The organism is Natrarchaeobius chitinivorans, assembly GCF_003841505.1.
GTDB classification, from domain to species: Archaea; Halobacteriota; Halobacteria; order Halobacteriales; family Natrialbaceae; genus Natrarchaeobius; species Natrarchaeobius chitinivorans.
Map to the genome: position 1 here is coordinate 49,032 of NZ_REGA01000022.1, position 23,294 is coordinate 72,325.

23 protein-coding genes and 1 tRNA gene are annotated in these 23,294 nt (G+C 64.9%); 9 read left to right on the forward strand and 15 right to left on the reverse strand.

Annotation, left to right across the window (positions count from 1 at the left end; translation table 11 throughout):
* Positions 1 to 78 precede the first annotated feature (78 nt).
* Positions 79 to 1,008 (reverse strand): ribonuclease Z, encoded by a 930-nt coding sequence (gene rnz / locus EA473_RS19130; RefSeq protein ID WP_124197246.1) that lies wholly within the window; start codon positions 1,006 to 1,008, stop codon positions 79 to 81.
* 355 nt (positions 1,009 to 1,363) lie between these two features.
* On the opposite strand from rnz, the gene EA473_RS19135 reads away from it, so the two are divergent.
* Together EA473_RS19135 and EA473_RS19140 are read left to right on the forward strand one after the other, a co-directional pair.
* The gene (locus tag EA473_RS19135; RefSeq protein WP_124197247.1) at positions 1,364 to 2,536 is read left to right on the forward strand and encodes a DUF7282 domain-containing protein; all 1,173 of its coding nucleotides are present in this window, start codon (positions 1,364 to 1,366) and stop codon (positions 2,534 to 2,536) included.
* 193 nt (positions 2,537 to 2,729) lie between these two features.
* Positions 2,730 to 3,734 carry an AAA family ATPase gene (locus EA473_RS19140; protein ID WP_124197248.1) on the forward strand — a complete coding sequence of 335 codons (1,005 nt, stop codon included), beginning with the start codon at positions 2,730 to 2,732 and terminating at the stop codon, positions 3,732 to 3,734.
* Between the two features lie 89 nt (positions 3,735 to 3,823).
* Here the strand turns inward: EA473_RS19140 and EA473_RS19145 are convergent, their stop codons facing one another.
* From EA473_RS19145 to EA473_RS19160, 4 genes are read right to left on the reverse strand one after another with little or no spacing between them, the layout of a single operon-like run.
* A complete protein-coding gene (locus tag EA473_RS19145) occupies positions 3,824 to 3,967 on the reverse strand; it encodes a lasso RiPP family leader peptide-containing protein (protein ID WP_243645318.1) in 144 nt (47 codons plus the stop codon).
* Positions 3,968 to 4,015: 48 nt separating this feature from the next.
* A complete protein-coding gene (locus tag EA473_RS19150) occupies positions 4,016 to 5,926 on the reverse strand; it encodes an asparagine synthase-related protein (RefSeq protein ID WP_207890219.1) in 1,911 nt (636 codons plus the stop codon).
* A complete protein-coding gene (locus EA473_RS19155; protein ID WP_124197250.1) occupies positions 5,923 to 6,459 on the reverse strand; it encodes a lasso peptide biosynthesis B2 protein in 537 nt (178 codons plus the stop codon). Before EA473_RS19155 ends, EA473_RS19150 begins: the two co-directional genes overlap by 4 nt.
* 18 nt (positions 6,460 to 6,477) lie before the next feature.
* Positions 6,478 to 6,789, reverse strand: a complete 312-nt coding sequence (locus EA473_RS19160; RefSeq protein WP_124197251.1) for a PqqD family protein — start codon at positions 6,787 to 6,789, stop codon at positions 6,478 to 6,480.
* A 100-nt stretch (positions 6,790 to 6,889) separates the two neighbouring features.
* Here EA473_RS19160 and EA473_RS19165 point away from each other — a divergent pair, with 100 nt between their 5' ends.
* Both EA473_RS19165 and EA473_RS19170 read left to right on the forward strand, forming a co-directional pair.
* Positions 6,890 to 7,471, forward strand: coding sequence for a hypothetical protein (locus EA473_RS19165; protein WP_124197252.1), 582 nt, complete (start codon positions 6,890 to 6,892; stop codon positions 7,469 to 7,471).
* A complete protein-coding gene (locus EA473_RS19170; RefSeq protein WP_124197253.1) occupies positions 7,464 to 7,991 on the forward strand; it encodes a metal-dependent hydrolase in 528 nt (175 codons plus the stop codon). Before EA473_RS19165 ends, EA473_RS19170 begins: the two co-directional genes overlap by 8 nt.
* Positions 7,992 to 8,026: 35 nt before the next feature.
* Here EA473_RS19170 and EA473_RS19175 read toward each other — a convergent pair whose 3' ends face one another.
* Together EA473_RS19175 and EA473_RS19180 are read right to left on the reverse strand one after the other, a co-directional pair.
* Positions 8,027 to 9,088 (reverse strand): DUF1616 domain-containing protein, encoded by a 1,062-nt coding sequence (locus EA473_RS19175; protein ID WP_124197254.1) that lies wholly within the window; start codon positions 9,086 to 9,088, stop codon positions 8,027 to 8,029.
* A 68-nt stretch (positions 9,089 to 9,156) separates the two neighbouring features.
* A complete protein-coding gene (locus EA473_RS19180) occupies positions 9,157 to 11,400 on the reverse strand; it encodes a hypothetical protein (RefSeq protein WP_124197255.1) in 2,244 nt (747 codons plus the stop codon).
* 107 nt (positions 11,401 to 11,507) lie between these two features.
* Between EA473_RS19180 and EA473_RS19185 the strand changes: the two genes are divergently transcribed.
* The 3 genes from EA473_RS19185 to EA473_RS19195 are packed head-to-tail and all read left to right on the forward strand — an operon-like array spanning position 11,508 to position 14,490.
* Entirely contained in the window at positions 11,508 to 12,965 is a 1,458-nt protein-coding gene (locus tag EA473_RS19185) for a DUF58 domain-containing protein (protein ID WP_124197256.1), read from the forward strand.
* Positions 12,962 to 13,564, forward strand: a complete 603-nt coding sequence (locus EA473_RS19190) for a hypothetical protein (RefSeq protein WP_124197257.1) — start codon at positions 12,962 to 12,964, stop codon at positions 13,562 to 13,564. Before EA473_RS19185 ends, EA473_RS19190 begins: the two co-directional genes overlap by 4 nt.
* Positions 13,561 to 14,490, forward strand: coding sequence for a hypothetical protein (locus tag EA473_RS19195; RefSeq protein ID WP_124197258.1), 930 nt, complete (start codon positions 13,561 to 13,563; stop codon positions 14,488 to 14,490). The genes EA473_RS19190 and EA473_RS19195 overlap by 4 nt, the downstream gene beginning before the upstream one ends.
* A gap of 23 nt (positions 14,491 to 14,513) precedes the next feature.
* Here EA473_RS19195 and EA473_RS19200 read toward each other — a convergent pair whose 3' ends face one another.
* The 6 genes from EA473_RS19200 to glmM all read right to left on the reverse strand — a co-directional run bounded on the left by EA473_RS19200 (position 14,514) and on the right by glmM (position 21,436).
* Positions 14,514 to 15,539 (reverse strand): AAA family ATPase, encoded by a 1,026-nt coding sequence (locus tag EA473_RS19200; protein ID WP_124197259.1) that lies wholly within the window; start codon positions 15,537 to 15,539, stop codon positions 14,514 to 14,516.
* The gene (locus EA473_RS19205; RefSeq protein ID WP_165875334.1) at positions 15,536 to 16,675 is read right to left on the reverse strand and encodes a DUF4350 domain-containing protein; all 1,140 of its coding nucleotides are present in this window, start codon (positions 16,673 to 16,675) and stop codon (positions 15,536 to 15,538) included. Before EA473_RS19205 ends, EA473_RS19200 begins: the two co-directional genes overlap by 4 nt.
* Complete coding sequence (locus EA473_RS19210) at positions 16,672 to 16,953, reverse strand: hypothetical protein (protein WP_124197261.1); 282 nt, start codon at positions 16,951 to 16,953, stop codon at positions 16,672 to 16,674. Before EA473_RS19210 ends, EA473_RS19205 begins: the two co-directional genes overlap by 4 nt.
* 8 nt (positions 16,954 to 16,961) lie before the next feature.
* Complete coding sequence (gene glmS / locus EA473_RS19215) at positions 16,962 to 18,761, reverse strand: glutamine--fructose-6-phosphate transaminase (isomerizing) (protein ID WP_124197262.1); 1,800 nt, start codon at positions 18,759 to 18,761, stop codon at positions 16,962 to 16,964.
* On the reverse strand, positions 18,761 to 20,005 hold the full coding sequence (locus EA473_RS19220) for a sugar phosphate nucleotidyltransferase (protein WP_124197263.1): 1,245 nt from the start codon (positions 20,003 to 20,005) through the stop codon (positions 18,761 to 18,763). Before EA473_RS19220 ends, glmS begins: the two co-directional genes overlap by 1 nt.
* A gap of 96 nt (positions 20,006 to 20,101) precedes the next feature.
* Complete coding sequence (glmM, locus tag EA473_RS19225) at positions 20,102 to 21,436, reverse strand: phosphoglucosamine mutase (protein ID WP_124197264.1); 1,335 nt, start codon at positions 21,434 to 21,436, stop codon at positions 20,102 to 20,104.
* A gap of 198 nt (positions 21,437 to 21,634) precedes the next feature.
* Here glmM and EA473_RS23415 point away from each other — a divergent pair, with 198 nt between their 5' ends.
* A complete protein-coding gene (locus EA473_RS23415; protein ID WP_449289219.1) occupies positions 21,635 to 21,835 on the forward strand; it encodes a DUF7344 domain-containing protein in 201 nt (66 codons plus the stop codon).
* Here EA473_RS23415 and EA473_RS19230 read toward each other — a convergent pair.
* The gene (locus EA473_RS19230) at positions 21,814 to 22,182 is read right to left on the reverse strand and encodes a HalOD1 output domain-containing protein (RefSeq protein WP_341539001.1); all 369 of its coding nucleotides are present in this window, start codon (positions 22,180 to 22,182) and stop codon (positions 21,814 to 21,816) included. The genes EA473_RS23415 and EA473_RS19230 overlap by 22 nt on opposite strands.
* Before the next feature lie 346 nt (positions 22,183 to 22,528).
* Between EA473_RS19230 and EA473_RS19235 the strand changes: the two genes are divergently transcribed.
* Positions 22,529 to 22,804 carry a hypothetical protein gene (locus tag EA473_RS19235; protein WP_124197265.1) on the forward strand — a complete coding sequence of 92 codons (276 nt, stop codon included), beginning with the start codon at positions 22,529 to 22,531 and terminating at the stop codon, positions 22,802 to 22,804.
* A gap of 82 nt (positions 22,805 to 22,886) precedes the next feature.
* Here the strand turns inward: EA473_RS19235 and EA473_RS19240 are convergent.
* Positions 22,887 to 22,962: transfer RNA gene (locus tag EA473_RS19240), tRNA-Cys, on the reverse strand.
* Between the last annotated feature and the right edge of the window lie 332 nt (positions 22,963 to 23,294).

Consider the following 23,294-nt stretch of genomic DNA (forward strand, 5'->3'; position numbering starts at 1 on the left):
AGTTCGACCGCGTTTCGATGGCTGCGACACGAAATCAGTCTCGAGTGCAAAATCGGCGCTCGAGAGATCCCGTCGTCGTCAGTCGCTTGCATCGGGAAACGGAACGTCGACCTTCTGTCCGTCCTCGGGGACGAACGCGTTCTCGAAGACGCCACGAGCCTCCGCGAGGTGATCGTCGACGTCTCCCGCGTACCGCGAGGAGAGGTGCGTAAGCGCCAGTCGTTTCGCGCCGGCACGGTTCCCGATTTCGGCGGCCTGCCGGGCGGTCGAGTGGGCCGTCTCCGCGGCGCGGTCGGCGCGATCTGCTGCGAAGGTCGCGTCGTGTATCAACAGATCCGGCTCCGCCGCGACCTCGATCGTCGCCGCCGTCGGCCGGGTATCCCCCGTGTAGACGACGGCTCGGCCGGGCCGTGGATCGCCGACGACCTGATCCGACTCGACGACGGTCCCGTCCTCGAGTTCGACGGATTCGCCCGCGTGAAGCCTCGAGAACTTCGGTCCGACCGGCACGCCGAGTTCCTCGGCGCGTTCGCGGTCGAATCGGCCCTTGCGGTCGTCCTCGACGAGCGCGTAGCCGACCGACCGGGCGTCGTGGTCGGTCGCGAACGCCCGCACCTCGTACTCGTCGGCGCGGTAGGCGACGTCGCCGCCGTCGACCTCGCGGATCTCGACCGGAAAGGAGGGTCGGTTTCCGACTGCGTTGGCGAGTCCCTCGAGTTGGCCCCGCGTCCCGCGTGGCGTGTAGATCGTAAGCGGCGCTTCGCGGTCGTTGAAGTCCATCGTCTGGAGTAATCCGGGAATTCCGAGGACGTGGTCGCCGTGAAGGTGCGTGACGAACAGCTTCGAGATCGAAAATCCCGTTCCAAAGCGCATCATCTGGCGCTGGGTTCCCTCGCCGGCGTCGAACAACAGCTCCTCACCCTCGCGGGCGACGAAGATTCCGCTCGGGTTCCGCTCGGTCGTCGGAATCGCCCCGGCCGTCCCGAGGAACGTCACGCGCAGTGGCATCGGGAGAGACTCGGAGAGCCGCGACTAAACCGCCTTCGGATCGCTCGAACCGGAGCCGTGAACTGACCCGATACGGGTTACTGGAAGACAGTTCCGACACACCTGCCGCCCGAGTCGTGAGTGTGCCGGGACATCGGTACAACAATCCGTCTAAATCGTGGGGGTTCGATCAAATCCCCAGAAACGGTGTCGACCGAACCGATTCGTCGAACCCACAGCCGGCTCGCGGATCAGTCTCGGTAAGCAATCATTACCGAGTTGAATCGACGCGAACGATCCGATTCCTGCAAACGGAGGGCGCGTTTTACGTCACTCCAGTCCCTACTGATCGAGTAACGAGCGATACACCCCCCAGATGAGCACGAGATCGACGGTTGGCACGGTAAAACGCATCGGTGCGATCGTGATCGCGATTGCGATCGTCCTCGCCGCGGGCATCATCGTTGGGCAGGCCCCGGCGATCTTCGGCGTCGACCAGGACCTCGAGGCATCGATCGAATTCGAGGACCAGCAAGGCGACGGCACGAACGTGACGATCAGCGAGGTCTCGCTCTCGGAGGGGGGCTTCGTGGTGATCAGCGACGGCGGTACGGATCCCATCGCCGTCTCTGAGTACCTCGGGAGTGGAACCCACGAGAACGTGACCGTCGGAATCGACGAGGACGCCGAACCCGACCTGTACGGTCAGTTGACCGCGACGGTCCACCAGGACACGACCGGCGACGAGACGTACGCCTACGACGAAACCGACGGCGAAGAGGATCGGCCGTACCTGAAAGACGGGTTCCCGGTCAGCGACACGGCCACGGTCACGACCACCGACGACGACGCGCTCACCGACTCGTTCGTGATCGAGTCCTTCGACGCACCGGCCGAGGCCACGACGAACGAAACGATCGAAATCGTCGCCGAGATCCGTAATCCGACCGAGTTTGACACCCAGCAGACGGTCGCATTCCGCGTCGACGGTGCGGTTCTCGAACGGCAGGCGCTCGAGCTCGACGGCGGTGAGTCCCGGGAAGTCACCTTCGAGGTCAACACGACCGGTGCACCGCCGGGCGAACAGACCTTCGGTGTCTACACCGACGACGACGGCGCACTCCAGACGATCGAACTCGAGTTCCACACCGATCCCGCAGTCGACGTCGTCGACGCGGACGAGGAAAACGTTACGACGAACGTCGCGATTCCCGAAGACGGATTCGTCGCCGTCGAGGACAACGAATCGATACTCGGCACGAGCGACCAACTTGGACCGGGCGAACACGCAAACGTCACGATCGAACTCGAGGAGTCGGTCGACGAGGACGACGAACTGACCGCCGGACTCTACGCGGGTGATCCCGAAGAACCCGACGATGCGGAACCGATCGAACACGACAACGAATCCGTCGACGTCACGTTCACGATCGCGGACGTAGCGGCGGGCGACGACGATGACGACGCAGGCGAAGACGATGCCGACAACGACACCGAGGGCGACGACGAAGGCGCAGACGAAGCCGAGGCAGACGACGAGAGCGACTGACGGCGAACGCGCGGACGACGACGGTCATCACTCGTATCCAGTCGTCCATATCGACGGCAGGTGAACTGTTCGCCCGGTTCGACGGCAGAAGATCGCCTGCCCGGTTCGACGGCAGAAGATCGCTGCCGCCCGTCTCCGGTCCGACGTCACCGGATCGACCGATTCTTACCCTTGCCGTTCGTACCGTCTGCCGATGGACGCGCCGCTGTGGACCGATACCCACGCTCCCGAGCTGGCCGAGTTGCCACAGGACGACGCCCGCGAGTACCTCCAGCGGGCCGTCGACGAGCCGATCAATCTCCTCCTGTACGGCCCGCCCGGAAGCGGAAAGACCGCTGCAGCGCGCGCACTCGCTCGAGCGGCCCACACCGATCCGGACAACGATCTGATCGAGATCAACGTCGCCGACTTCTTCGGACGGACGAAAACCGAGATCAAGAACGATCCGCGATTCGAGCAGTTTCTCGTCGGCCGCTCGAGCCTCTCGAAGCGGGACATGATCAACCGCGTCCTGAAAGAGTCCGCGAGCTACGCCGCCGTCTCCGGAGAGTACAAGACGATCCTGCTCGACAACGCAGAGGACGTCCGCGAGGACTTCCAACAGGCGTTGCGCCGTATCATGGAACAACACCACCGGACGACGCAGTTTATCGTCGCGACCCGCCAGCCGACCAAACTGATCCCACCGATTCGATCTCGCTGTTTCCCCGTTTCCTTCCGGTCGCCCACCACCGCGGAGACGGTCGACGTCCTCGCCCGCATCGTCGACGCCGAGGGCGTCGACTACGACGAAGACGGCCTCGAGTTCGTCGCTGGCTACGCAAGCGGGAACCTGCGTGAGGCGATCCTTGCGGCCCAGACGACGGTCGAATCCGAAGGCGAGTTGACGATGGGCGGCGCATACGAGACCCTCGGCGAGGTCGGTCTGGACGACGAAATCGAGTCGATGCTCGAGGCCGCAGAGGCCGGCGAGTTCACCGACGCCCGAAAGACCGTCGACGACCTGCTCGTCGACGAGGGCCTGGACGGTGAGGAAGTCGTCGAATCGATCCTCGACGTCGCCCGAAAACGATACCAGGGACGAAAACTGGCTCGCATCCACCGGCTGGCGGCCGACGTCGAGTTCGAGATGCACGAGGGCACGAGCGATCGGATCCACGTCTCACACCTTCTCGCCGAACTGGGTCGGGACAGCTGATCGGCTACCGGCAAACTGTATCGGAAGCGTCTGCTCACGTATTTCTCGAAAAATGGGGATGTCGAATCGACGTTCGACTGGCAGATCCGTCAGAAGACGGAGCCAGTGAGCGGCGTGCCGTCGGACCACTGGTCGTCTCCGGTGCCGACTTTGTCCTGCTGGGTGATTGATTCGACGGTGCCGTACTCGGTCAGTTCCGGCGCTTCGTACCGCTTCGAGTTGCGTTCAGACATCAAATTAGTATTATTCCCCCGCCCATATAAATTTCATTGTTTTATATCCTAATGATTGGTCGTCGGGACGTCGTACTCTTCTCGAGGGGGTGAGCCGGTCGAGTCGAGCCAGACCGAAAGCGAGAGCGCACGCCAGAGCGCGCGAGCGTCGCGTGAGGTCGGCTCGTTCTCGAACCGATCGACGGCGGCCTCGAGCGCATCGATGTCGAGATACCGCGTGACTGGCCCCGGGTCGGCGACGAGTTCCGCAAGCCGGTCGGTCTCGAGTGTGAGTTCGTTCCAGAACGCCTCGTTCATCATCGTCTTCCAGGGACGACGGCGAATCGGCTCGGGAAGGAGGTCCTCGAGCGACCGACGGACGAGCGATCTGGTCCACCCGTCCGCGAACTGCTGGCGGGGTGAGATTGCAAGCGAAAATTCGAGGAGTCGCCTATCGGCGAACGGATATCGTGGCTCGACGCCGAACGCGCCGGCGATCAGATCGGCCGTCTCGAAGTTCGCGACGTTTCGTCCGGCCGTGATCGACCGGTACTGGCGTTTGCGGTCCGTACTTCGGACGAACACCGAACCGGGCGAGGAGAGCGTTCGATACCGGGATCGGAGGTCGGTCCGGTCGACGAACGAGGGATCGAGCGTCGGGTTCGCGCGCGCGACGAGCACCGGTTGCCCGCGGCGGCGTCGCCGACGACGTTTGACCGGTTCGGGGACGAGCGGAGCCACGACGTGGCGGGCGAACAGGTGCCAAACAGGTGCGTCCGCGACGTCGCTCATCGCCCGAAGTTCTCGAGAGAGGGCGAGCCACCGGCCCGTGCGAAAGAGCTGTGGTAATAGACCCAGCCCGTAGTTGATCGCGCTGTCGCCGAGTGCGCCGCTCAACGCGACGTCGACGCCGGCTTCGGCGGCACGCTCCGCGAGTTTCCACTCTCCGAAGTGGATCGTGTTGTGTGGCGGCCTGTCGAACTGTCGAGTCAGTCGGTCCCGGTCGACCAGCGCGCCACACCCCTCCGGAGACACGTAGTGTGACTCGATTCCCGGTCGATCGACTACCGTCTCGACGAACTCCCGCTCGTCGCTCGAGGGTGCATCGTCGAAGACGTTCGAGAACGTATGAAGCGTCTCGGTCTCTGGTAGTAGATCCCTCGCGACGACGGTAACCGACGACGAATCCAGACCGCCGCTGAGCTGTGCGCCCACGGGACCCGACGACCTGAGTCGGCAGCCGACCGCCTCCTCGAGCAGTTCGCGAAACCGGCGTTCGTAGGCCGTATCCGACTCGAGGGATATCGTCCGCGTCGGATCGAGATCCCAGTATCGCCACTGGTCGATCCCCGCCGAATCGACACACATCGCGTGGGCCGGCGGGAGGCGATCGATAGCCTCGCAAAACGTCCGCCGCTCGTCCTCGAGGACGCCCGTGAGGAAGTCGCCGATCGTCGTCTCGTCGACGTCGGCGGACACCGTCGGGACGGTCAGCAACGCCCTGAGTTCGGTGCCGAACGCGAAGCGATCGGCCGATCGGTGATAGTAGAAGGGCTTGATTCCGACGTGGTCTCGAGCACAGAACAGCGTCTTCTCGGTCCGGTTCCAGATCGCAAACGCGAACGCGCCGATCAGGTGGTCGACGCACCGACTCCCCCACCGTCGGTAAGCCAGAACCACCAGTTCGCTGTCCGGCACCCGATTCGACGCGCCAGCGGTCGGGAGCGTCCGGAGTAACTCCTCGCGGTTGTCGATCCGTGCGTCGACGACGCCGACGAGATCGCCGTCGCGAACGGGCTGGTCGTCGAATCGGGCTTCCGGAGTCGTCGAGAGCAACTGGTGGCCGAGGCCGACCGGCCCCGCACACCACCGTCCGCCACCGTCCGGACCGCGGTGACCGAGACGGTCGTGCATCCGCTCGAGTTCCGCGTCGCCGATGTGACCGCCCCCGCGGTCGACGACGCCGACGATCGCGCTCACGGTTCACCCGGATCGGCAAGCGGCGGTAGCGGTTCGAACCGGGAGAGGTCCTCGAGATCGCCGAGAATCACCGTCCCGTCGTGTTCGATCCAGCTGTGGGCCTCGAACTCGCCACCACCGGGTCGATCGATATCGATCTCGTCGCCGGCGCTACCCGTGGTGTGGTCACCGTCGTCGGAGGTGTCCACAGCGTGTTCGTCGCCGGGACCGTCCGGATCGACGCCGATCCGGTGAACGACGTCGTGGCCGTACGCGCTGTGAATCGCCTCCGAAGTCAACGACCGCATCAGACAGGTTCGATGTCCCGGGATGGTCCGGTCTGTCACCTCGACCGCCCAGGCGACGCGAACGGGAGGCGGTGAGCCTGGAACGATCCGCGACAGCGACGACGACAGCGCGAGCAACCGCCGTCTGAACGCGGCGAACGACACGACGACGAAGCTGAGACGAACGACCAGTAACAATACCGCCGCCGTCACGATTCGCCCTTTGTCTCCGATCGACACCGCGAGAAATCCGGTAACTCGACCCATGGGTGGTCTCGACGTCAGTTACTCCTCGCGATCGGGTTCGATCTCGACGAGGCCGGCCTCGGAGAAGTCGGCCAGTATCGAGTCGATGTCGCCCGTACACTCCTCTGGAGAGACGTCGTACTCGTCACTGACGTACTCGCGGAGTTGCGCGACCGTTCGTGGCTGCTGGAGCGAGTCCCAGAGCGACGATGCCACCCCGTTCAAACCGTAGTATTGCCCCGATTCCAGGTGCAAGATGACGGCCTCGCCGTCGATCGTCGTCGCCAGGTGATCGTCAGTCGCGACGACTTCGGCCGAATCCGATAGTTCACCCACATTCGTTTCTCCCATACATTCGTTACTATTTTCTCAATAGTATAAATTTGTATATATTGGACGAATAATCGAAATGCCGTTTACGCTCCGGTCCAAACACCACCTATCGCAGCCGATGATGAAACGTCCACTGCAGTCGAAACCGGAGCCCTTCGGCCAGCTAGGGAGAGGACTCGCGGCCGCGTTCCTGTTCGTCGTCCTCGTTGGACTGCTGATCTGGTATGGATCGACCAGACCGGCGATACTCGAGGCGATTTCGCCGGGCAGTCTCGAGGGGCTCACGCCCGTCCTCGAGCGCGTGTTTCCGCTGACCGACAGGCCACCTACGCGGGAGTCGTGGGAAACGACGTACATGTACTACATCTCGTGGGTCGGCGGCATCTGGACGACGATCCGGTTCGTCCAGGGGTGGCGGTTCGACCGTGAACGGCTCGCGTTCGTTCCGCGAGCACGACACCGGACGATCCTCGACGCGTGGAAGCGTCTCACCCACCCACGCGAGAGCGATCCACGAAACACTGACCTCGAGCAGCCAAAGCCAGAGTCCGGCCTCGAGCGGCGAAGGCAAGAATCCAAACTCGAGCGGCGAAGGCAAGAATCCAAACTCGAGCGGCGGACGCGAGAATCCGGACTCGATCACACACGAAAACCCGGACTCGATCCCGACCCATCCGACGACGGAGGTTCGGATGGCTGACGTTCTGACCCACGTCCTGGCCGGCTACGTCATCGGCTCGCTCGTCGCGCTCCGATACGACTGGGCGAGGACGCCACACGTAACCATGGTCATGATCGGAGCCCTCTCACCGGACTTCAAGAAGATCGACCACGTGATCACCGACGGTATGGTCACGAGTGCCCTCGGGATTCCCTGGGGGTGGACGGCGCTTCACACCACCGGTGGCACGATCGTCGTGGCCCTGCTCGGCTCGTTACTGGTCGCGCCGGGCCACCGCAAACGCGTGATCGCGTTGATCGTGATCGGGGCAGCGTCCCACCACGTGCTGGACCTGCTTCTCGTCAAAGGAACTGGATACACCTATCCCGTCCTCTGGCCGTTCGTGGAGTACCGACCGCCGGCCGGCGGACTCTACCTGAGCAGCGACCGCTGGCCCGCACTCCTCACCGGGACGATCGCGGCGGTTCTCTGGGGCGTTCGACGACGGTACGACCGGTCTCCCTCGAGCGGGTACGCCGATCCGGCCTCGAGGCCGTGAGCAGGGACGAACGCAGACTGAACGCCCAATTCGTATCAGTCGTCGGGTTCGGCGACGGTCACGGGCAAGGAAACGTACTGGCCGGCCCGTTCGATCGTCGGCTCGTCCGGCGCGCCGTCGGGATAGAGCAACCAGACGATCCGCCCCTCGCCATCCATCGTCGGCGCGACCTCGTGGCCGTGGCGCCAGCGTTCCCCGTGGTTCAGTTCCACCTCGAAGCGCTCGAGTTCCCGCTGGTCCGTCACCGTCACCGAGTCGCCGGTTCGATCGACGCGCTGTTCGACGACGACGACCGCGTACTCGACCGCCCGGTGTTCTTCGTTGTCGACGCCGACGGTCAGTTCGTGGCGCTCCCCCGACGCGAGTTCCAGCGAAGACGGGTAGCCGGAGACGTCGTCTGAGTCCCCGGACAGGACGTAGATCGACGAATATCCCTCTCCATCGATCGGAGCCAGAACGGCGACGCTCGCTGCGGCGCCGAGGATGGCCACCGATCCGATCAGCACGACGAGCAATACGACGGCGGGCCCACGTCGCCGACCGTCTCGGTCGCGCCATCCTGACGACGTCCACTCGCGATACCGGACTCGAAAGCGCCTCTCTGGGGGTAAGTGCCATCTGCGGACCACGGCGGCGGCCGTCGAGACCAGAACGAACCCGCTCGTGACGGTCATAATCGGTCCGAGTCGCATCTCCCACGGCGTCACCTCGAGCGGGAGGACGAGCAGGGGGACGACCGCGACGCTCGCGGCGAGCGAGAGGGCGACCCGTTCGACGGTATCGAGACCGCTCGCGTCCGGCTCGGGCCTCGGTCCTCCCGCTTTCGGGGCCGAGTCTGTTCTCGAGGCCCCCGCTTTCGAAGCCAGGTCCGACCTCGAGTCTCCCGCTCCCGGAAACGCGGCCGCGACGAGTGCGTATCCGGGAACGACGAGGAAAAAGAGTACGCCCAGAAGCGTTCCGAGTGGCGTTTCGCGGACCACCGGCAGGAACGTGGCGGCGTTGACGGTCACGGTACACGCGAGGACGGCGACGAGATCCGCGGGAATCGCCCGGAGCGGTCGTGGAAGGAGCACTCGGCGCAACCGATCGTCAGTCATCGAACCTGTGCCTCGTCATAACGGTGTGAAATCGGACAGTGCATTTCGAATACGTCCCCTATCGATCGTCAGGTCTCGATGACGATCCCCTCGAGATCGTCCGAGCCGTTCTCGTCGGCGAGTTTGATCAGCGCGTGCGCGTCGACGAGAACACCCGATGCCTCCTCGTCGGTGAGCGTCGCGGGACCGAACTCAGCACGTTCGTACGATTCGGTAATCGACGCCAGTTCTTCCGCCTGCGGACCCGAATACCGGTCTTCGAACTCCCAGTGAGTGAGCGTCCCTTCCTCCGGCGACGACCGGAGTTCGGCCCGAACCGCCGCGTACGCAGCCCGAACGGCGTCGTTGGTTCGGCCGTCCGAGAGGCGCTCCGTGGCACGCTCGAGTAGTTCGTCGGCCCGACCGGCCGAAGCCGGGCCACCGGGATCGATCTCGATCCGATCCGATCCGGTGGAGATTATCGGCGGCGTCTCCGATCGGGATTCGGATCGATCGTCCTCCGTCGGGGACGGGTCCGGAACGGCGACGGTCGACCCTCGAGACGCCAGGACGGAGTGGGTGGCGGGCGAGTGCCGGCGGCGGCGAACGTACCGCCACAGCCCCCACGTTCCGGAGAGGATGACGCCGACAGCGACGGCCGCCACGACGAGGAAAAACACCGGACGGGAGTCGTAAACCAGCGACGAGGCGCCGCCCGATCCCTGCCACGCGACTGCCGTCCGCTCCTCCGCCGAGGCCAGATTACCGTCTTCCCCATCGTAGGTCGCGGTAACCGTCACTTCCCCGGCCGGATCGGCGGGCGTCACGTTCTCCTCGAACCGGCCGTCGTCGTCGGTCGTGACGGTGGTAGAACGATTACCGTCGACGGACAAGGCGATCGGTTGCTCCGCGACGGGAACTCCATCGACGGTCGCCAGTTGGCCGCCGACGAGAACGCCGTCCCCGTCTCGATCGGCGACGATTGCGAGCTGTGTCCCGCTCTCCTGGACGGCGATCGGAACGCGCTCGCTCGTCGTCTCGAGCGCGTGACCGTCTCCGACGACCAGCACGGACAGTTCCCGGTCGCCGCTGGGAACCGACGGGGGAACGAGAACCGTCTCGTCGATCTGCCCGTCGGTCGTCGTCGTTGTCGACACCAGTTCCGTACCGGCGAGCGAGAGCGTGATCGGCGCGCCGGCGACCGGTTCGTCGCCGACCGTCACCGTACTCGCGACGTCGACCGTCTCGCCGTATGCGACGGGGTCGGGTTCCTCGAGTCCGGCTACCGACGGCTCGGTCGACTCGATCGAAACGGGAACGGTCGTCTCGTCCCCGAGGTGGTCGACTCCGGGGTCCGGGACGTATCGAACCCGGAGTTCGTCGGCCGTCGGCTCGAGCGGGGCCGGCCGGTAGTCGATCGAGAACTGGCCGTCACCCCGGGTCTGGACAGAGTGAGGCTCGTCGTTGATTTCGACCGTGATCTGTTCGCCGCCGACCGTCTCGCTGCCGTTCTCGAGGGTTACCTCCCCGGTTATTTCGACGGGATCGACGGGGCTGGTCGTCCCGCCGTCGGCCTCCGCTTGGATCCTCGCCGTCGTGAACTGATCCGAGCGGACGGCCGATTGCTCGCGCTGTATCTCCTCGTCGATGGCCTCGACGCGTGTTCGCGTCTCGACGACGTCGGCGTCGACGACGGGATCGATGCCGGCGAACTGCCGGGACAGGCGGTCGGTGACCGTCGCGACGTCGGCCGCGATGACGTCGAGTTCGCGCGCGAGATCCAGCGCTTGCTCTTCGTCGCCGCGGACGATCGCCCGATCGTACGCCGATCGAACGCTGCGATAGGATTCGACCGATTCGGCCAGCGTCCGCTGATCCGCGCCCGCTCGATCGAACGCGTCGGCCGGCGGAGGCACATCCTCGGGAAACTCACGGTCGTACCCGCCAGTCTCGTCGACGAGCGTACCGTACCGGTCTGCGTGATCCGCGTACCCGTCGCCGACGTACACCTTCGAGCGGTCGTACTCGCCGCCCTCGAGTTCGGCGACGCTCGCGCGCAGGCGATCCGCGAGGCGGTTCGCCAGCCACGCACGCAGCGCTTCGCTGTCGCCGGGCTCGGCGTACTCGTCGGGATCGACGTGTGGGTCGATCCCGTTGCTGTCGGGTTCACCGTTCGGGTCGGCGTCGTCGCTCCCCATCACGACGGCGGCGGGCGAAGCGACGCCCGCCGGCGATGACTCCGCTACAGTCACCCCGATTCCGGAGCTGACCGCGACGAACACGAGGATCAGCGGAACGGCGAGTGAAATCCATCGCCACGCATCCGTATTCACATTTGTCTTTCGTTGGCTAAAATCAAAAAGCTATTCAATTGAACCGGACGTGAACCGGTACATGTGTCTCGTCGCTCGGCCGCCGATCGGGGCTCGAATCTAAACCTATGCAACCGAACTCGCGTTTCCTGGCGGTCTGGGTGCTCTCGGTCGTTCTCGTCGGCTTCGGGATCGTCCTCGAGAGTCCGCTGTACCTCGCAGGTGCCGTCGCCGTCTGGGGCTGGATCGTCGCACGACAGATCGCGTTCACGATCGAGTTGCTGGGAGTGGTCGACGGACTGTCGGTCACGCAGGAACTCGAGCAAACCACGTTTCGCGCGGGCGATTCCGTCTCGGTTACGCTCGAGGCGACCCTCGAGGAACCCTCCAGTCTACGCCTGTCACTCTCCGGCGGCGTGCCGACGCCCGCCTCTCTGGGCGACGATAGGGCGGCGACGCCGCTCGCGCTCACGCTCGAGTCGGGAATGACGACGGCGACCGTCACCCGTCCCGTCGCGTGGCCGGTTTCGGGCCGCCACGAGTTCGACGAGCCGACGGTGACGGCAACCGACGGATACGTCCAGGAAACGATTACCGCCGGCGACCCTCCGACGGTCACAGTCGCCCCGCGTGACGACGACCGGATCCACGTCGGAGCCGCCGGCAACCGCATCGGAAGCGCGTACGGAGAACACGAGAGCGGGCGTCTCGATGCCGGAGAGGTTCCCGCGGAACTCCGCGAGTACGTTCCTGGCGATACGGCCGACAGGATCGACTGGAAGGTGACGGCGCGTCTCGGAACACCCCACGTCAGGGAGTTCGAGACTGATACCGACCGCCGAACGGTGCTCGTGGTCGACCACCGGGGAACGCTCGCCGACGGGTCACTCGGCGAAACGAAGTTCGATTACCTCCGTGACGTCGCGCTTTCGTTCGCCGAAACCGCCTTCCAGCGGGGCAATCCGATCGAACTCGTCAGCGTCGACGACGACGGCATCACCAGCCACGTCGGCCGGACGACCGCCGGCGGCGAGTACCGAACGATCCGGCGGCGACTGTTCGACCTCGAGCCGAGCGCGACTGGGACACTCGAGTGCGGCCGACGGCTCACCGGTGACGAAGCGCGACGGCGTCTCGGCGACATCACCGGGGGCGGGACCGACGAGGGGCCGTTCGTCGCGACGCTTCGCCCGTTCTACGAGGAGCGAGCGAGTGGGACCGACCGGATCGGAGTCGACTCGCTCGCCGACGGCGTCAGGGCGGCCCTCGGTGCACAACAGCACCGCCAGCGGACGGTCGTGTTCACCGACTGCGCCCGCCCCGACGAACTTCGGCGGACGGTGTCGATCGCCCGCAGCAGCGGTACCGACGTTCTCGTCTTCCTCGCACCGGCAGTCCTCTACGGAGGCGACACCGACGATCGCGAGCGCGCCTTCGATCAGTACCACGACTTCGAGCGGTTTCGCCGCGACCTCTCCCGGATGGAGAACGTGAGCGCGCTGGAAGTCGGCCCCGTCGATCGGTTCTCGACGCTTCTGACCGGGGAACACGACGGACGGGGTCGTTCCCGTGGGGGGCTGTCGTGAACGCAGACACCGAGTCCGGCGGCGCGATCACGTCCACCGATCGGACGGCACTCGAGGCACTCGCATTGCTCGTGACCCTCGCGACGCTGTGGCTCACCGTCGGCTCGATCGGTGTCGCGATCGGCCTCGCCACCGCCGTCGTCTGGTACGCCTTCGGCCCGCCGTACGGGCTGGCTGTCGGATTCGTCGGACTGGCCGGGGCGTTTCCGACCGTCGGATTCGGGTTCGAGCCGGTACGGGTTCCGATCGTGGCGTTTGCCATTACGCTGCTCGCTGCCGGGGTTCGGACCGCCACGCCACTCCGATTCGGACTCGCCGCAGTCACGACAGTCAGCGGACTCGCCGCCATCGGCTGGCTCGCACTCGCGAGCACGGGGGGTTCGATCCTGCTCGCGGGTCTCGTAACGGGCGCGGTCGCAGCCACCCTTTCGTATCTCGTCCACCGATACGAGCGCCTCAGTGTGAACCCGCCGAGCGCCGACAGATCGAGTGAGACGGTCTACGATGAGTCTGTTCCGGTCGATCGCAGAACGTCGAGAGATCGACCGGCAATCGGTCATAGCAGACCGTATGAAACACCCGACGGAGACGAACGATGAGCAACACCGACGCCTCCCAGGAGACGACCGCACCGTCCCGCCAAACGACCGAACCGAACGCGACGGGTGACGACTCGAGAGAGCCCGAACGAGCCGAGCTCGCCAGACAAAACGAGCTCCTCGAGTCGGAAAACCGGCGGCTCAGAAACGAGTATGCCCGCGTCAAGCGAGTCCGGTACCGGACGCGGGCGATCGCACTCGCCCTCGTCGGCCTCTTCGCGATCGGTGCCAGCCTCCTCCTCGCAGACGTTCGCGACGTCCTCCTCGCTCTCGGCGCGACCGGGCTGTTCGCCGCAGTTTTGACCTATTACCTCTCGCCCGGTGCGTTCGTCCCCGCAGACGTCGGCGAACGCGTCTACGCCGCACTCGCGGCCAACCAGCGGACGATCGCGGAGGCACTCGGTCTCGGCGACGAACGTCTCTACGTTCCCGAAACGGAACGAGGATCCCCCGCCTGTCGGCTGTTCGTCCCTCGGTACCGACAGTACGAGTTCCCCGACGGCGACGACGGCCCGATCGTCACGGACGAAACCGCCCGCGGGCTGGTTCTCGAGCCGACCGGACACCACCTCTTCGAAGAGTTCGAGCGCACGCTGGCGGCCGAACTCGCACGCACGCCGTCACCGCTTTCCGCTCAACTGGCCGACGCGCTCGTCGAACAGTTCGAGTTCGCGAGAAGCGCGACCGTAGACGTCGACCCGACTCGCGTCACGTTCGCCGTCACCGAGAGCACCTTCGGCGACGTCGATCGGTTCGACCATCCGATCGCGTCGTTTCTCGCAGTCGGCCTCGCGGTCGGCCTCGAGCACCCGATCGCACTCGAGGTCGCCGGCGACGAGCAATCCGGCTGGCTGATCACCTGTCGGTGGGAACTCGAGGCAGGGGCCGATACGACGGCCGACGTCGGTACACCGAAGTCGAACTGATCGAGTAAGCCGGCCGTCGCCGATCAGATCTCGTGATCGAGCCCTTCCCCAATCGCGTCCGCACCGGGTGGCTCGATGGAGTCGACGACGTCGTCGACGATTTCGCCTGGAACCACGCCGCCCAGATCGGCGTCGGTGCTCAACACGAGACGATGTGCGAGAATCGGCGTCGCGAACCGCTTTACGTCGTCGGGGATGACGTAGTCGCGACCGTCGATCGCCGCGGCCGCTTTCGCGACGTCGACGAACGCGAGCGTGGCCCGCGGCGAGCCGCCGTGGGTAACGGTGGGCCGATCACGGGTCGCCCGAACCAGGTCGAGTACGTACTCCTTGACTGCCGGCGCGACGTGGACGTCGCGAACGTACTCGCGGGCCGCCAGCAATTCGGTTCTCGTGACGACCGGCTCGAGAGCCGCCGGCCCCAGCTGCGGTTTCGAGTCGAACCGGTCGACCAGCGTACGTTCGGCCTCGCGGTCGGGAACCGTCATCTCGAGTTTGAACTGGAACCGGTCGCGCTGGGCCTCCGGCAGTTCGAACACCCCCTCCATTTCGATCGGGTTCTGCGTTGCGACGACGAGAAACGGCGACGGAAGCGGACAGGTTTCGTCCTCGATCGTGACCTGTCGCTCCGCCATCGCCTCGAGCAAAGCTGACTGGGTCTTCGGCGTCGCACGGTTGATCTCGTCGGCGACGACGACGTTCGCGAACACCGGCCCCTTTACGAACTCGAACTCGCCGGACGCCTCGCGGTAGACGGTCGTCCCGGTAACGTCCGCCGGCAGGGTGTCAGGCGTCATCTGGACGCGGCTGTACTCGAGGCCGGTGGCCCGGGAAAAGAGGTTCGCGACCGTCGTCTTCGCGATTCCCGGAACGCCCTCCAACAGGACGTGTCCGCGGGTCAACAGCGCGATCGTCAGGTGCTCGACCACGTCGTCGTTGCCGACGAGGACGTGTCCGATTTCCTCGGAGAGCGCCCGGAAAATCGCGCCCGGATCGCGGTGTCGGTTCGTGGCAGTTCGATCGTCACTCCGTGGATTCGGTCCGTTCATTCGTGTGAATCACTCGGTCGATGTCGGTCAGATTCGGTGCTCACAGCCGCTCGAGTCGGCTCGCGTGCCGGGCTCGGCCGGCTATCGTCCACGCCGGCAGATCGCTCGCTCGAGTCGACGAGAAGTGCCCATCGACGGCGGGCGGTCGCGGCCGCCGCTCGCACGCGACGATTCGTGGACAGGCCGATACCGGAGACGACGGCGAAGCCGACGAGTATCTGTACCGGGGGCGATTGCCGAAGAGTCACGAGCAGGTTCGCAAGCGGTGGCAACTCTTCGGCGTGGGAGACGTCGAAGTAGACGCGGTCGCCGTCGGCGGCGAAGGTCGTCAGAAACGCGGCGTTGTCCTCGCGGTCGATCATCGCATTGACCGCGAGGCTCGGATCACCGACGGCGACGACGCGACCGTCGCCGACGGATTCGACCGTCGCCACCGGGTACGGGCCGACGGAATCCATCGACCGGTCGTCCGTTCCTGGTTCGCCATCGGCGTCCTCGAGTCGAGCGAACTCACTCGTCGCGAACAGGACCGTCGTGTTTCCGTCGGCGCTCGTCCGGTTCGCGTCCGGGCCCCCACCCGGGTCGACCGCGGTCGCGTAGTTGAGCGACAGCCGCTCGGCACCAGCCGTGTACGGGTGATCCGCGCTACGCTGTGCGATCGGCATCAATGGCCCCCCGTCGTACCGATGGTCGTCGCGTACCACGCGGCCGTCGAACCGGGAATCGGCACCGACGTCCGCGAGCACGTCGTTCCCGTGAGTGCCGAAATTGTCGAAGACGACGAGCGTTCCGCCATCCTCGACGAACCGACGTACTCGAGTCGCGTCGGCGTCGTCGTACGACTGCTCGGGTGAAACGACGAACGCGATCGTTCCGTCAGCTTGCCGATCCCCGTACTCGGTCGTCTCCCGGAGGATTTCGACGTCGGTCTCCGGATCGTCCGCGAGTCGCTCTCGGAGCTCGGTCGTCCCCTCCCACGAAGGAGTAAACGGCCCGAACGCCGCCGTCGACGTGCCGGCACCGACGGCGATCGTGAAGACGATGGCCACGGTCAGGGCGTACGTGAGGAGCCGGACCCGGTCGATCTCGAGGTCGAAACCGAATCCGTCGGGGTCGCCGTCGGCGTCTACGCTCACGTCACAAGCACCTCCGGCGGCAAGACAACCAGTACTCGTCGCGCGAGGAGGGCGGCAAACGCCACCAACCCGACCAGGACGAGCCACGGAAGCCGGTCTCGCCAGGCCGGCGAGACGTTAAACGGGGCCGTCAGTTCGGTAACTATCAACAGGCCGATCAGCGCGGCAACGAAGAACAACTCGAGCGAGAACGATCCGATCACGGTAAACCCGAGGATCGTCGCGAGCATCCACGCGAGTTGCCAGCGAACGTAACGGAGGCGACGCGCAGTCGGCATTCCGACGATCACTCCACGGTCACGCTCTTCGCGAGGTTTCGAGGCTTGTCGATCGATCGGCCGAGCTGGTTTGCAACCCAGTACGAAACCAGCTGTAACTGCACGTTGGCGATCACCGGCGCGAGCGCGGGGTGGCTCTCCGGCACCTCGAGGACGAAATCGGCGTGGCGTTCGACGTCGGCACAGCCGTCGGTGACGGCGACGACCGGCGCACCGCGGGTCTCGACCTCTTTGACGTTCCCGATCGTCTTCGTCGGATTCGACCCCCCGGTGACGAGCGCGAACACCGGCGTCCGGTCGGTGACGAGTGCGAGCGGTCCGTGTTTCAACTCGCCCGCGGCGAACCCCTCGGCGTGTCTGTACGTGATCTCTTTCATCTTCAACGCCCCCTCGAGGGCGACCGGCGCGTTGTACCCCCGCCCGATGAAGAAAAACGCGTCCGAATCGCGGTACTCCGTTGCGATTCCGCGGGCGGCCGAGGCGTCGAGGACCGACTGGATCTTGCCGGGGAGATCGCGCAACGCTGCGACCAGTTCGTCGCCGTACTCGCCGGTGAGTTCGCTCGCGAGCATCACCAGCGCGATCTGCTGGGAGACGAACGTCTTGGTCGCCGCGACGCCGATCTCCGGCCCGGCGCGGACGTACATCGCGTGATCGCACTCCCGGGCCGCGGAACTGCCGACGACGTTCGTTACGGCGAGGGTCGTCGCACCAACACGGTTTGCACCCCGGAGCGCTCCCATCGTATCCGCGGTTTCGCCACTCTGGGTCACCCCGACGACGAGTGCGTCGTCACCGATCGGAACCGCGTCTACGTCGTACTCGCTCGCGAGAAACGCGGTGGCCGGAACGCCCCGCTCGCGAAGCAAGCGCGTGCCGTACAGCGCCGCGTGATAAGACGTCCCACAGGCGACGAACTGGACCCGATCGGGGACCGAAACCGACGCGAGCGAGTCGACGTCGATACAGCCCTCGAGTTCGGTGACGCGCTCGCTGAGACACTGGCGAATCGCCGTCGGCTGTTCGTGAATCTCTTTTAACATGTAGTGATCGTAGCCACTCTTCCCGGCGTCCTCGGCGTCCCACTCGATCGTCTCGATCGAGGTGTCGACGACTGTCCCTTCGTCGTCGGTGACGACGACGCTCGAGGGCTCGATCGTCGCGAACTCGCCATCGTCGAGGTAGATCACCCGGTCAGTGTACTCGATGAAGGCGGGAACGTCACTCGCGAGGTAGTGGCCCCCGTCGCCGACTCCCAGCACGAGCGGCGACTCCTCGCGTGCCGCATACACCGTCTCGCTACCGGAGAACACCGCCGCGATCGCGTAACTGCCCTCGAGACGGCCGATCGCCCGTCGAAACGCGGTCTCGGGTTCGACGCCCCCCGAGAGCGCATCGGCGATCAGGTGCGGAACGACCTCGGTGTCGGTCTCGCTTTCGAACTCGTATCCCCGATCCTCGAGTTCGTCGCGCAACGAGCCGTAGTTCTCGATGATTCCGTTGTGGACGACTGCGACGCGATCGTCCGCGTCCGTGTGCGGGTGGGCGTTGACGTCCGACGGCGGCCCGTGGGTGCTCCAGCGAGTGTGACCGATCCCCGCCGCCCCCTCGACGCTGCCGTCCGCTACTGCGGACTCGAGCGCCGAAAGGTCACCTTCGCGTTTGCGAACCGCAAGCGAGGAGTCGGCAACTGCGACGCCCGCCGAATCGTATCCCCGATACTCGAGTCCCGAGAGACCGGTCATGAGGACGTCGAGGACGTCGGTGTCGCCACGTTGGTCACCGACGTAACCGATGATTCCACACATCAGGACCGCACCTCCGTCCCCTCCACAACGGTCCCACGGACGGTCCCACCGGCGCGAACGGTCGCGTTCGGTCCGACGACCGCCCCGGGAACGTACGTAACCCCACCCTCGTCGCGCACGCGGTCGGCGAGCACCGCGCCCAGGTTCTCCCCCTCGAAGACGCGATCGCCGACCCTGACGTCACCCGGTCCGCCCGGAATCGTCGTATCGGCACCGATCTCGACGCGTTGGCCGGTAACGCACTCGACGACCGTCGCGTTCGGGCCCACGCGCGTATCGGTATCGAGGACGCTGTGTTCGACGACAGCGCCGGCGTCGACGGTGACGTTCTCGCCCAGACAGGCGTACGGACCGACTACCGCACCGGGTCCGATTTCACAGTCGTCCGCGACGACGGCCGGTTCGCGAACGATCGCACGGTCGTGAACCGACGCTGACGGACTGACCGGGCGCGCTTGCCGGCCACGACCGTCCGTATCGGAACCGCCCGTTTCCCGGTCGAACAGTTCGGCCGCGACCTCGAGTAAGTCCCACGGATAGGTCGCATCCACCCACAGTCCGTCGGACTCGACCCCACGTACAGGCGGCGACGAATCGTCGCAACTGGATACGAGATGTGCGATCGCATCGATCAACGAGTGTTCACCTGTTCGGGGTTCCGTCTCGGCGATCGCCTCGAAGATCGCCGGCTCGAGGGCGTATACGCCCGCGTTGAGCAGATAGTCCCGGTCGTCCCGGGGTCGCTCGACGAGGTCGACGATCGGGACTGACGGATCGTCCTCGGTACGACCCCCGTCGTCGACGATGACGCCGCCGTACTCGCCGACGTCCGGCCGCCGCAACAGTCCGAGCGTCGCGACGGAATCGGACCCTTCGTGAGCCGAGACGACGTCGGAAATAATCCGACGATCGACGATCTGATCGCCGTTGATGACGAGCATGGATCCGTCGACGTCCGCACGAGCAGCCAGCAAGGCGTGACCCGTTCCGAGTTGCGTTCGCTGGCCGACGTACGTCAGCGGAACGTTCCGATACGTCGGGCCGAAATACGACTGGACGCGCTCGCGTCGGTAGCCGACGACCACCGTAATATCCGTAACTCCGGCGTCGACGAGTTCGTCGAGGACGCGCGCCAGGATCGGCGTCGTCGCCGCGGGAAGCATCGGCTTCGGCCGACTCCGGGTCAACGGCCGGAGACGACTTCCTTCGCCCGCCGCGAGTACCACTGCAGAGAGGGCGCTCATATCACTAGCCACAAATTTTTATCGGAACTTAAGTTTATACATAATAACTCGAAGCTGGTTGTATTATGTTCCGGCGGAGAAAAACCGATAGCGAAGCTACTGAACCGCGTCGAGAACGAGGGTGCGGGCGTCTTCGAAGAGTTCGTCCGCCCGACCGGCGCTGCGGGCTTCGGCTGTCACCCTGACGACTCGCTCCGTTCCACTCGGTCTGACGAGCGTCCACCCGCCGTCGCGTTCGATCCGAATGCCGTCCATCGCGTCGAACGTCTCGTCTCGCTCCCGGACCGCCGCTTCGACGCCGTCCATCACCGCCTCCCTGTCGTCGACCGGGATCGAATCCCGCCTGATCGGATACGTCTCGAGCGAGTCGACGAGCGAACTGAGCGGGCCGCGACGGGCCACGAGCGACGCCAACCTGCAGGCGGCGAGCGGTCCGTCCGGACACAGCGTTTGCTCCGGCCAGATCCAGGCACCGCTTGGCTCGCCGCCGAAGACGACGTCCGGCTCCGTGGCGCGTTCGGCCACGTAGACGTCACCAACCGGCGTTCGCGTCACCGACGCGCCGGCGCGCTCGAGGGCGTCGTCGACGGCGAGGCTCGTGTTCAACGGAGCGGCGACCAGATCACCGTCACCGGCCGTCTCCCGGGCAAACAACGCCAGCAGAAGGTCCTTCGGGACGAACTCACCGCGGTCGTCGACGGCGACCATCCGATCGGCGTCGCCGTCGTGTGCGACTCCGAGGTCTGCGCCCGTCGCATCGACCGTCAGTTGGAGCGTCTCGAGAGTCTCCGCGGTCGGTTCGCTCGGCCGGGCCGGAAACCGACCGTCGGGCTGGGCGTTCAACGTCTGTACCGAACAGCCGAGATCGTACAGCGCGTCGGCGGTTACACCCCCGGTCCCGTTACCGACGTCGACGACGACAGACAGTTCCTCGAGACCGGCGTCGGCCGTCTCGACCGCATCCTGGATCGCCGATACGTGGCGCTGACGCGGGCGCTTGGACTCCGCTCTGGTCAGTTCCCCGATCCCGTCCCACGGAACGAGCGAGTACGTCTCCGTCCGAACGCGCTCGGCGATCGCGGTCCGTCGCTCCTCGTCGAACGCCTGGCCCGACGGCTGCCAGAGCTTGATTCCGTTGTCCTCCGCCGGGTTGTGCGAGGCCGTGATCACGACGCCGGCGTCGGCCTCGAGAGGCGCAACGCTGCGCGCGACGGTCGGCGTCGAGGCGACGCCGACGTCGACGACGTCACTCCCACACTCCCTGATGCCGGCGGTGAGCGCGTCGGTCAGGAATCGACCGCTCTCGCGTGCGTCACGTCCGACGACGAGGCGGTCGTAGCCGTCCGACGCGAGCGCACGACCGACCGCGAGCGCGAGATCCGCGGTCACCTCCGTACCGACTTCGCCACGTATTCCGCTGGTACCGAACATGTCCTCACCGTTCACCGTCCTCACATATATATTCGTCTGACGTTCGCTGGAAATAGATCGTCGCGGAGTATCCACGTCGCCACCCACCGACCGCGGTGAGACGCGTCGGAACGAGTACGCACCGTTTGGATAGACGCGGATGGAAATCCGTCGCTTGCGGTGACGAAGTCGGCGTGAGCGACGACCGCAAATCGTCGAATTCGCCGTGGGCGGCCCTATGAAACCACCCTCGGCGAGGAGACGTTCCAGACAGAAACACGTCATCATCACCTCCCGAAACTCGCGAAGGCGTCGGTAATCGAGTACGATAACAGACAGGGAACGGTTCGATACCCCGGTAATCCGATCGTCGAGCAGTGTCTCGAACTCGTCGCTGGTTACGACCTCGACCGTGACTGAATCGTCTCTGCATCGAGCTCCGAGACGTCGATACGGATTCGACCGGACGCGAATACGTCGATATCGAAGCCGTTGTAGGTGAACGAGACTCTCCCGTGAGTCCGTGGTTTCCCCTCCGAACGTGGCTGAAACACGTTCTCGAGTGCCCCCGGGTCGATAGCCGAGTAGAGTGGCGGTAACTCCTCCGGTGACTGACCACTCACCGCCGCGATGGCCCAGATAATGGTTCGACACAGCGAAGAGTCCGTCTCCCAATCGTGAGTGGTGTATACCTCACCTGTCGTCGGGTCGTATCCGACGGAGTCGACTTCACAGTTTGGAAACTCATCCATGTCAGAACCCCACATGTCTTCTTGGAAGGTTTACGGCAATGGCCCATATAAATCAAGGGGATTCGATACCCGTGTTGTAATTTTTTATCGTGCCTGGGAAGAGAATGTAATTCGAGACCTTGCTCAATCAGTTATTTGTTCGGAATGTACTGCGGTCTGTGGTGAGTGGTAGTGGCGTGACTGCCGGTCGATGCTTCCTGTGGAATCCGTATGCCGTGGGGCCATCAACTACTGAATCAAAGTCGGATTTGGGAATTGATCGTCGACTCAGGGCGACCCTGCTCTTCACGTCGCTACGCTCGTTCAGTCGTGGCTCGCCGTACATCACAAACTCCTCAGGTTTGCTCAGTCCCGACAATTTATGCGCCCATCTGCAAACGAACCAAGCGCGCGTAAACACCTCGACACGAAGCACGAACGCAACCGTGAGCAGCGCATCGAGGCCATCAAGCGCTGGGTCGAATACATCGAGTCCGAATCCCCCGAGACGTGGGGACCACAGCAGAACGCGATCGTCAACGACCAGCTCGATGCAGCCCAAAGCGTCCAAACGTCAGCTTCTCACCAGCAACACGTGAAAGACGTAGCAGCGGAGATCGGCGAAATGAGCGACGAGTCCGACGGCAATTCGAAGTAGACAATCTCCTCTCGGAAGATTTGTCCCAGGGGTTAAATCGACCAGTTGGTTGCTGTCGCTCACGGACGTGTTCGTGACAGAAAGCCAAGGGCCGGATTTGAACCGGCGGTGGGCTGCTCTGCAGGCAGCTGCGTTCGGCCGGACTCTGCCACCTTGGCGCGAGTGAGAGTAGACGAGTCGCTCGCATAACGGTTACGGTCCCCGCCGAAGACGACGTGGACATCGTCTCGAGCGCGTGTTTCGTGGAGTCGAGCAGCCGACCGAGAGGTTCGATGGTCACATGGGAGAGACTCGAATTCGGTTCGACCGAACCGCCTCGCCGCGCGGTCCGTCCCGACTAGGCGAGACGACCCAGCATCACCACTCCCCGCCGCAATATGACACACCCCACGCAGCGCAACCGCTCTCCGTGAGGTGAATGAAAGTATGAAAGGGGCGGCGAACTCGCGTTCCCAGAGGGTCTCCCACTCCAGTACTAGCGAATACGCAG